The organism is Pseudomonas sp. K5002, assembly GCF_013386655.1.
In the GTDB taxonomy this organism is placed as follows: domain Bacteria; phylum Pseudomonadota; class Gammaproteobacteria; order Pseudomonadales; family Pseudomonadaceae; genus Aquipseudomonas.
Genome location: NZ_JACARK010000716.1, coordinates 1 through 8,812, shown reverse-complemented (window position 1 = coordinate 8,812; position 8,812 = coordinate 1). Strand labels below are relative to the sequence as shown.

At 59.5% G+C, this 8,812-nt stretch carries 8 protein-coding genes and 1 pseudogene; 2 read left to right on the top strand and 7 right to left on the bottom strand.

The features are described 5' to 3' along the window. The first annotated feature begins 55 nt into the window (after positions 1–55). Positions 56–2,764 (top strand): nitrate reductase, encoded by a 2,709-nt coding sequence (locus HX846_RS26990; protein ID WP_178966448.1) that lies wholly within the window; start codon positions 56–58, stop codon positions 2,762–2,764. A gap of 9 nt (positions 2,765–2,773) precedes the next feature. Continuing rightward, the gene (gene cobA, locus HX846_RS26985) at positions 2,774–3,517 is read left to right on the top strand and encodes a uroporphyrinogen-III C-methyltransferase (RefSeq protein WP_003215019.1); all 744 of its coding nucleotides are present in this window, start codon (positions 2,774–2,776) and stop codon (positions 3,515–3,517) included. Between the two features lie 60 nt (positions 3,518–3,577). Here cobA and HX846_RS26980 read toward each other — a convergent pair whose 3' ends face one another. The 7 genes and pseudogenes from HX846_RS26980 to HX846_RS26950 form a co-directional block, all read right to left on the bottom strand. Beyond that, entirely contained in the window at positions 3,578–4,561 is a 984-nt protein-coding gene (locus HX846_RS26980; RefSeq protein ID WP_003215016.1) for an OmpA family protein, read from the bottom strand. A 107-nt stretch (positions 4,562–4,668) separates the two neighbouring features. Further along, positions 4,669–5,259, bottom strand: a complete 591-nt coding sequence (gene sigX, locus HX846_RS26975; RefSeq protein WP_008432648.1) for an RNA polymerase sigma factor SigX — start codon at positions 5,257–5,259, stop codon at positions 4,669–4,671. A gap of 87 nt (positions 5,260–5,346) precedes the next feature. Then, a complete protein-coding gene (locus tag HX846_RS26970; protein WP_008432650.1) occupies positions 5,347–6,171 on the bottom strand; it encodes a mechanosensitive ion channel domain-containing protein in 825 nt (274 codons plus the stop codon). A gap of 2 nt (positions 6,172–6,173) precedes the next feature. Then, complete coding sequence (locus HX846_RS26965; protein ID WP_003215011.1) at positions 6,174–6,419, bottom strand: hypothetical protein; 246 nt, start codon at positions 6,417–6,419, stop codon at positions 6,174–6,176. An 86-nt stretch (positions 6,420–6,505) separates the two neighbouring features. Then, on the bottom strand, positions 6,506–7,501 hold the full coding sequence (locus tag HX846_RS26960) for a zinc transporter ZntB (RefSeq protein WP_003215009.1): 996 nt from the start codon (positions 7,499–7,501) through the stop codon (positions 6,506–6,508). A 25-nt stretch (positions 7,502–7,526) separates the two neighbouring features. Beyond that, positions 7,527–8,018, bottom strand: a complete 492-nt coding sequence (gene rraA / locus HX846_RS26955; RefSeq protein WP_003215007.1) for a ribonuclease E activity regulator RraA — start codon at positions 8,016–8,018, stop codon at positions 7,527–7,529. Positions 8,019–8,240: 222 nt separating this feature from the next. After that, a pseudogene (locus tag HX846_RS26950) lies at positions 8,241–8,812 on the bottom strand (alpha/beta hydrolase); the annotation flags it as partial.

The following is an 8,812-nucleotide window of genomic DNA, read 5'->3' as shown; positions in this document are numbered from 1 at the left end:
ACCCGGCCCGTGTGGAAAACGGCCGGGTGATGTTGGCGCTGCGGGACGCCGGTTGATGAACCGCCAGACCACCGCGTCCACCTGCTGCTACTGCGGGGTCGGTTGCGGCGTACTGATCGAGCATGATGGCTCGCAGATCCTCGGCGTCAGTGGCGATCCGAGTCATCCGGCCAACTTCGGAAAATTGTGCAGCAAGGGCTCCAGCCTGCACCTCACCGGAGACCTCGCGGCCCGCGCGTTGTACCCGGAACTGCGGCTGGGCAAAGGCCTGGCCCGCAGCCGCACCGACTGGGATACCGCCCTGGAGCACGCGGCGAACGTGTTTGCCGAGAGCATCGCTGAACACGGGCCGGACAGCGTGGCGTTCTATATATCCGGGCAGTTGCTGACCGAGGATTACTACAGCTTCAACAAACTCGCGCGAGCGCTGGTGGGCACCAACAACATCGACAGCAACTCGCGGCTGTGCATGTCTTCGGCGGTGGTCGGCTACAAGCGCAGCCTGGGGGCCGACGCGCCACCGTGCAGCTACGAGGACCTGGAGTCGAGCGACTGCGTGATGATCGTCGGCAGCAATATGGCCTACGCGCATCCGGTGTTGTTCCGACGCCTGGAGGAAGCCAAGGCCCGCCGGCCACAGATGAAAGTGCTGGTAATTGATCCCCGGCGCACCGACACCTGCGACTTGGCGGACCTGCATCTGGCGATTTTGCCGGGTACGGATGTCGCATTGTTCCATGGGATCCTGCACTTGCTGTTGTGGGAAGACTGGATCGACCGCGACTTTATCCAGGCCCATACCGACGGCCTGGTCGAACTCAAACGCCTGGTTCACGACTACACACCGCAAATGGTCACGCAGTTGTGCGGGATCAGTGTCGAGCAACTGCGTCTGTGTGCGGAATGGGTCGGCACCTCGGCGAGTTTTCTGTCGTTGTGGTGCATGGGGCTCAATCAGTCCACCGCCGGCAGCGCGAAGAACAGCGCCTTGATTAACCTGCATTTGGCGACCGGCACCATCGGCCGCCCTGGCTGCGGACCTTTCTCCCTGACGGGTCAGCCGAATGCCATGGGTGGGCGGGAAACCGGCAGTTTGTCGAATTTACTGCCTGGCCATCGTGAGGCTGCCAACCCCGAACATCGGGCAGAAGTAGCCGCGTATTGGGGGGTCGACCAACTGCCGGCCAGCACCGGGCTGACCGCCATCGAATTGTTTGAACAGATGCAGGCCGGCAAGATCAAGGCCTTGTGGATCGCGTGCACCAACCCCGCCCAATCCCTGCCCGACCAGAACACCGTGCGCCAGGCTCTGGAAGCGTGTCCGTTCGTGGTGCTACAGGAAGCCTTTCGTACAACCGAGACGGCGCGTTACGCCGACCTGTTGCTGCCAGCCGCGAGCTGGGGCGAGAAGGAAGGCACAGTGACCAACTCTGAGCGGCGCATTTCCCACGTTCGCCGAGCCATCGCCCCACCCGGGGAAGCGCGGCCGGACTGGGCAATCACCGTGGATTTCGCCCAACGCCTGGAGCAGCGTCTTTGTCCCGGAAAACCGGGGCTTTTTGCCTTTGAGCAACCGGCGCAGATCTTTGATGAATACAAGCTGCTGACCCGTGGCCGGGACCTGGACCTGTCGGGTATCAGCCACGCGCTGCTGGACCGGATAGGCCCGCAGCAATGGCCATTCCCGGCCGATGCGGTGGGCGGAACACCAAGGCTGTACACCGACGGATTTTTCCCTACGGAGACTGGCCGCGCGCACTTTGTCGCCGACCCTTATCGCGCCGCCAAGGAGCAGCGTGACGCGCGCTTCCCACTCACCCTGATCACCGGCCGCCTGCGGGACCAATGGCATGGCATGAGCCGCACCGGCACCGCTGCGCAGCTGTTCGGCCATGTCAGTGAAGCAGTGCTCAGCCTGCACCCGGACGAACTGCGTCGCCATCGCTTGAAGGAAGGGGATCTGGTCAGCCTGAAAAGCCGGCGCGGCAGCGTGATTGTGGCCGTCGGCAGCGATGACAGCGTGCGTCCCGGCCAGGCTTTCCTGCCGATGCACTGGGGCGACCGTTTTCTTAAAGGCGGCGTAAATGCGCTGACCCAGCCGGCATTCGACCCGCTGTCCAAACAGCCGGAACTCAAGCACAGCGGCGTGCGCCTGGAGGCGGTGCGGCTGCCCTGGCACTTGTTTGCGCTGATTGAAGGCGATGTGCAGCAACACTTCGAAGCGTTGCGACCGCTGTGTGACGGCTTTGCCTACGTCAGCCTGAGCCTGACCGGACGCGAGCGGCCTGCCCTGCTGATTCGTGCGGCGCATCACGAGGCGCCCGCCCTTGAACTGCTCAAGCAGATCGACCAACTGCTGGGCCTCAACGACGGCCCCGTGATGGCGTACGACGACCCGCGGCGCTCCATTGGCAAGCGGGTAAAGATTGAAAAAGGCCGTATCACCGCGATCCGCCTGGCTGGCGAAACCCTGGCTCGCCACTGGCTGCAAAGCCTGTGGCTGGAAGGTCGCACCGATGAGCAGTTACGCCGCTGGTTGTTGGCGCCATTGAGTGCGCCACCGGGGGGCGGCTCAAGCAGCAACAAGACGCTGTGCAACTGCAAGAACGTCAGCGAAAGCGCGGTCTGCGCCGGCATTGCCCGGGGCCTGGACCTGAACGGGCTGAAGCAGGAACTGGGCTGCGGCACGCAATGCGGCTCCTGTGTGCCGGAAATCAAACGGTTATTGGCGAGTGGCAAGCAGCCAATCGCGATCAGAGTGTGAGGCAAGCATATGAGCGCAAAAGTCTGGCTGGTGGGCGCAGGCCCCGGCGATCCGGAACTGCTGACACTCAAGGCGGTGAGAGCCCTGCGGGAAGCCGATGTGGTGCTGATCGATGATCTGGTCAACCCGGCGCTGCTGGAGCATTGCCCCGCTGCACGGCTGATCACCGTGGGCAAACGCGGTGGCTGCCGTTCCACCCCACAGGCGTTTATCCATCGCCTGATGTTGCGTTATGCCCGGCAGGGTAAGTGCGTGGTGCGGCTCAAGGGCGGCGACCCGTGCATTTTTGGTCGCGGCGGCGAAGAGGCGGCGTGGCTCAGGCAGCAAGGGGTGGAAGTGGAGTTGGTCAACGGCATTACGGCAGGGCTGGCCGGGGCAACGAACTGCGATATCTCGCTGACGTTGCGCGGTGTCAGCCGTGGCGTCACGTTGGTCACGGCCCATACCCAGGACGACAGCAGCCTCAATTGGCGGGCCCTGGCCGAGGGCGGCACGACGCTGGTGATCTATATGGGGGTGGCGAAACTGGGGGAAATCCGCCGGCAATTGCTGGAAGGTGGCATGAGCGATGACATGCCGGTGGCGATGATTGAAAACGCTTCGCTGCCACAACAGCGCGAATGCCGCAGCAGCCTCGCCCGGATGCAGGATGATGCGCACGAATTCGCGCTCAAGAGCCCGGCTATCCTGGTGATTGGCCGGGTTGCGCAAGCGACGCAGGCGCTTGCGGCCCTGGCCAGCGCCACAGCCTGAGGCAAATTGCAGGCGAAAAAAAGCCCGGCCTAAGCCGGGCTTTTTTCTACAACTCAGTAATTACTGAGCTGCTTGTGCTTCTACCGAGGCTTCTACGCGACGGTTGATAGCACGGCCAGCTTCAGTTGCGTTGTCAGCAACTGGGCGGGATTTGCCATAACCAACCGAGCTTACACGGTTAGGAGCGATACCGTCTTTGACCAGGACTTGCTTAACAGCGTCAGCACGACGCTGGGACAGCTTCTGGTTGTAAGCGTCAGGACCGACGGAGTCAGTGTGACCTTCAACAACGGTGGTGGTTTGTGGGTACTGTTTCATGAAGTCAGCGAGGTTTTTCACGTCGCCGTAGCTGTTAGGCTTAACAACCGACTTGTCGAAGTCGAACTTCACGTCCAGCTCAACACGAACAACCTGAGCAACCGGAGCTTCTGGCTCTGGGGTTGGCTCTGGAGCTGGTGCTGGGGTAGGAGCTGGAGCAGTTTTGCCAGCGTTGCCGCCGAAGTTTACGCCCAGGCCAACCAGTGCGGAGTAGTCCCACTTGCCGTTGTCGATAGCGTAGTCAGCTTCAACACCAGCACGTGCGAACAGGTTGTCGGTGAAGTAGTACTTCACACCAGCGCCAGCGATAGCCAGGGTCGATTGATCGCGACCTTTGTGACCATCAGCTTCAACGTTGGTACGGCTCTGGTGGCCGAAACCGCCCTCTACGTATGGACGCAGGGAGTCGACGCCAGCTTGACCGAAGTGGTACTGGGCAGTAACGCTGCCGGTATCACCTTTGATCTTCTGGTTGCCAGTACCGTCGTTCGAACGGGTGTGGTTGGTAGTGTCGTAGTTCAGGTTGATCGACACGTCGTCGGTCAGGAAGTAACCGATGCTGGCGCCAGGATTGAAGCCGTCTTCGATATGTTTGACGCTATCGTTGAACTGCTTTTTGTAAAACAGCTGGCCTTCAACTGCGCCTTGGCCTTGTGCCAGAGCGCCGACAGAAGTGGCAGCAATAAGAGTACCAATGGCCAAGCCCAAGGTGTTTTTCAGTTTCATCCGTTAAATCCCCATCTGGTGATTGTAAAGCAGTCCCACATACCGGGGGACAACTCGGCGACAAGTCTAACAGAACTTGCCTACACGTAAGAGATATTTGCCACGCACTAAGTTTCAGTGCTGCCCGCAAATTTCTCACGTAATTTATCAAGAGCGCGTTTGTAACGCATTTTTGTAGCACTCAAACCCATATGCATGATGTCAGCGATCTCCTGAAACTCCAGCTCTGCGACAAATCGTAGCACCAGAATTTCCCGATCAATCGGATTCACATGCACCAACCAGCGATCAAGTCCGCCCTTTTCTTCCGGGGTAGGCGCCTTTTCCTCAGACGCTTCCTCAAGGGGGTCCAGACTCAAAGCATCCATCAAGCGACGCTTTCGCCGTTCCTTCCGATACTGCGTGATGCACTCGTTGTACGTGATGCTATAGAGCCATGTCTTGAACTTCGATTTTCCCTCGAAGTTCTTCAGGCCGTATAGCACCTTGAGCATCACTTCCTGACAGACATCATCCGCATCTCTATCGTTCCCTAAATACCTTGAACAAACGTTGAACAGAGTGCGTTGATACCTGCGCATCAATTCTTCGTACGCGCGTGTTACGTGAAACAGCTCCGTGTGTGCGCGCGCGACCAACTCCTCATCAGAGAGCTCACGGGGGTCATAGCGCGTGGACAGCGTTTGGGCTTTATTCAAAACAAGTCGTGCCGACAGTCAGGTCAATGTCCGCCATGGCCTGGATACCCAGGTTTGCGGCGGCGTACATTAGCAGGATTCGCCGGGTTAGCGGCTAGTCACATGCTGTTCCAGCAGGATCCGGTTCGAAAGCGAAACCAGTTCGCCATCGTCCGTCAGCACTGTCGTCTTGACCGTGCCGATCTCCTCGATCTGCCCTTCGACCTCGCCCACACGCACTTGTTGCCCAACCTGATATAGCTCACGCACATAGATTCCCGCAAGAATCTGCCCGGCAATTTCCCGGCTTCCCAGCCCCATGGCCAGCGCAACGGCCAGACCAACGGTAATCAAAACAATCACAATCACATGGTTCAGCAGGTCGGTCTTGACCTCCAGCTGGCTGATCGCGACCGAAATACTGATGATAATCACCAGACCCTGGGCAATTCGCCCCAGGCCGCTGGCATAATCCAGACCCACGCCTTCAGCCGCGCCACGCACCAGGCCATTGGCCAGTTGCGCCAGCAAAACCCCTACCAGCAACACCAGCGCGCCACCGAATACTTTCGGCAAATACAGCGCCAGCATGTCGAGCGTAGCTGAAACTCGCTCAAGTCCAAGGGATTCAGCCGCAGAAACCAGAAAAATCAGCAAAACAAACCAATAAACGATCTTGCCGATCAGTGTCGAGATCGGCACTTGCAACCCGGCACGCCCCAAAATCTTGGTCAGGCCGGTGCCACCCATCAATCGATCAAGACCCAGCTTAGCCAGCAACTTGGAAAGCAGGGTGTCAAGCAGCTTGGCCACGACAAAACCCAGCAGTACCACCACCAGTGCACCAAACAGGTTGGGAATGAAATTCGCCACCTTGGTCCACAACGCAGTCATTGCAGTTACCAGACTCTGGGTCCAGAGATCGAGTTCCATATTCATTCAGCCTTATCAGCAGTGCGAGCAAGAGGTTTACGACGGGAAACCGGTGAGACATGGGCCGAACCATTGTTCAAGGCCATCATCAACGCCGGCAACCAGCGGCCAAGCAGACCGAACAGATCCCCAGCCCCGACCTGGCGGTTGGCGGTTTTCAAGACGCGACCCAGGCAAGCATCGTCGTCCCGGTTGGACGGCGAGGCATTGAGCATGTCACGCAAAGACTGTTCGAACGGATCGTGCATAAAAAACCTCTCGCAAGTGATTTAAAAGACGAGGGTAAAATTCTTCGGGTCACATGACCTCTTTCCACGTTCAGGTCACATTCAGCTCAAACCCAACGTAACCGTCGAAACAACCACCATTGCCCGACCGCCACCGTGACCATCATCAGGCAAGCAATCAGGAACCCGTAAGGGCTGGAAGAGAACGGAATTCCGCCTACATTGATGCCCAGCAAACCGGTCAGGAAACTCATCGGCAGGAAGATCCCGGTGATGATCCCGAAGCGGTACATGGTGCGGTTCATGCGCAGGCTCAAACGCCGGTCTTCGGTCTCCAGCACAAGCCCCACGCGCTCCCGGGCCAGCTCAAGCTCTTCCAGGTAGCGGGTCAGGCTGTTGTTCAATTCGTTCCAGTAGTCAGCATCGTCGTCACAGAACCAGGGCAATTTGATCCGGGTCAACTGCGCGAAAATATCCCGCTGCGGCGACAGGAAACGTTTAAGCCCGGCGGCGCGCCGACGGATCTGCAAAACGCTGCCGTGCTCCGGAGTATACCGTTCGTCGGCATCCAGTTTTTCTTCTTCGATATCGACGATTTCGGATAAGTCGCTGACCAGATCCTGAACCTTGTTGGTCAGGTACTGCGCCATATACAGGACCAGTTCCGAGGAAGTCTTCGGCCCCTTGCCGTCTGCCAGTTGCACCAGCAACTCGTCGGTGGCGCGCAATGGGCGCAAACGCAGGGAAATCACCCGCGCTGCCGAGGCAAAGATCCGCACCGAGACCATGTCTTCCGGTTCGGCGCCGGGATTGAGGTTGACCCCGCGCAAAAACAGCAGCAGTTCGGCATCCGGCAGCGGCAACAGGCGTGGGCGAGTGTTCTCCTCCAGCAGCAGGTCACAGGCGAATTCGCTGAGGCCGCTGGATTTGCGCAACCAGGTCTGGGTCTGGGGATGGCTACGGTCCCAATGCAGCCACAGGCTTTCCTGAGGCTGCAGTTGCAGCTCATCAAGCTCTGTCCGGGCAATCGAACGCGCACCACCTTTACCGTCCAGCACCAGGGCATGCACCAGCCCCCACTGCGCGTTTTCTTCCTCGAACATCCTCACCCCTGTCGGCTACTGCTGTTTATTCAGGCATCTTCAGCGGGCTGGGGGAGACGATCACACCGTTATTGTCGGCGTACACGTACTCGCCCGGGCGGAAGGTCACGCCGGCGAATGTCACCGCCACGTTCAAATCGCCAATACCGCGCTTGTCAGTCTTCATCGGGTGGCTGGCCAGGGCCTGCACGCCCAGGTCGGTCTGGGCGATTACGTCGACATCGCGGATGCAGCCGTAGATCACCAGCCCTTCCCAGCCGTTTTTCGCGGCTTTCTCGGCGATCATGTCGCCCAGCAACGCGCGGCGCAGGGAACCCCCACCATCGACCACCAGCACCTTGCCGGCCCCATTGAGTTCGGCTTGTTCCTTGACCAGGGAATTGTCTTCAAAGCACTTGATGGTCACGATCTCGCCACCAAAGGAGTCCCGGCCGCCGAAATTGCTGAACATCGGCTCAACCACCTGCACCAGCTCCGGATAGGCGTCACACAGGTCGGGGGTAAGGTAATGGTTCATCGAGAAACTCCTGTAGGTGAAAGAAGGTGTCAAACATCCCACTGTTTACTTACATCTGGAAACGCTTTGCCGTGAAGGTTCTTTAATCCGGGCCGAATAGTCAGGCCCATCGGATAGCAACGCAAGACCCACTGCGCGACTGAATATGACCAGAACCACCCAACGCGTCATATCTTAGCCTCTACGGCAAACAAGCGAAACGCCCCTGATAGAGCCTCGCGCTCAAACCGCTGCCAGTTCCTGCGCCTGCGCCCCCAGCAAAGGTGTAAGCGGATTTTTCAACCAGCGCGTCACCAGCGGCCACACTTCAGCCTGGGCGGCCTTGCTGACGAGCATCTCGACATGCCCGAAATCCCCGCTGAACCCTTGCTGGCGCCCCAGGCACAGGTATTGGCGATGCTCGGAGCCGACCTGCTCAAAGAGCTTGCGACAGGCCCAGTCCGGGTCCTGGTGATCGCCGGCGGCGCTCACCGCCAACAGCGGCACGTCAACCTCGGCCAGGCCTTTCCACCAATCCTGCTTACCTTCGCCAAAGCGGCCGAACAGCCCATTCCAGCGCATGGCTTCAATCAATACGCCCGCCGGCTCGTCCTCCGGGCCGCGTTTCCACCGAGCGCCGGACAATTGGCCGAAACGTTTCAAGAGCAGGCGACCGGTCCACTCCACCGGTGGCAACTTCAACGGCCAATGCGTGCGACTGACCTGGCAGCCAAACAGCGCCACCGAGGCCACTGCCGGCGCGCCAAGGTGCTGCCCACCCAGGGCCGCAGCCAGGGTTGTGCCACCCAGGGAAT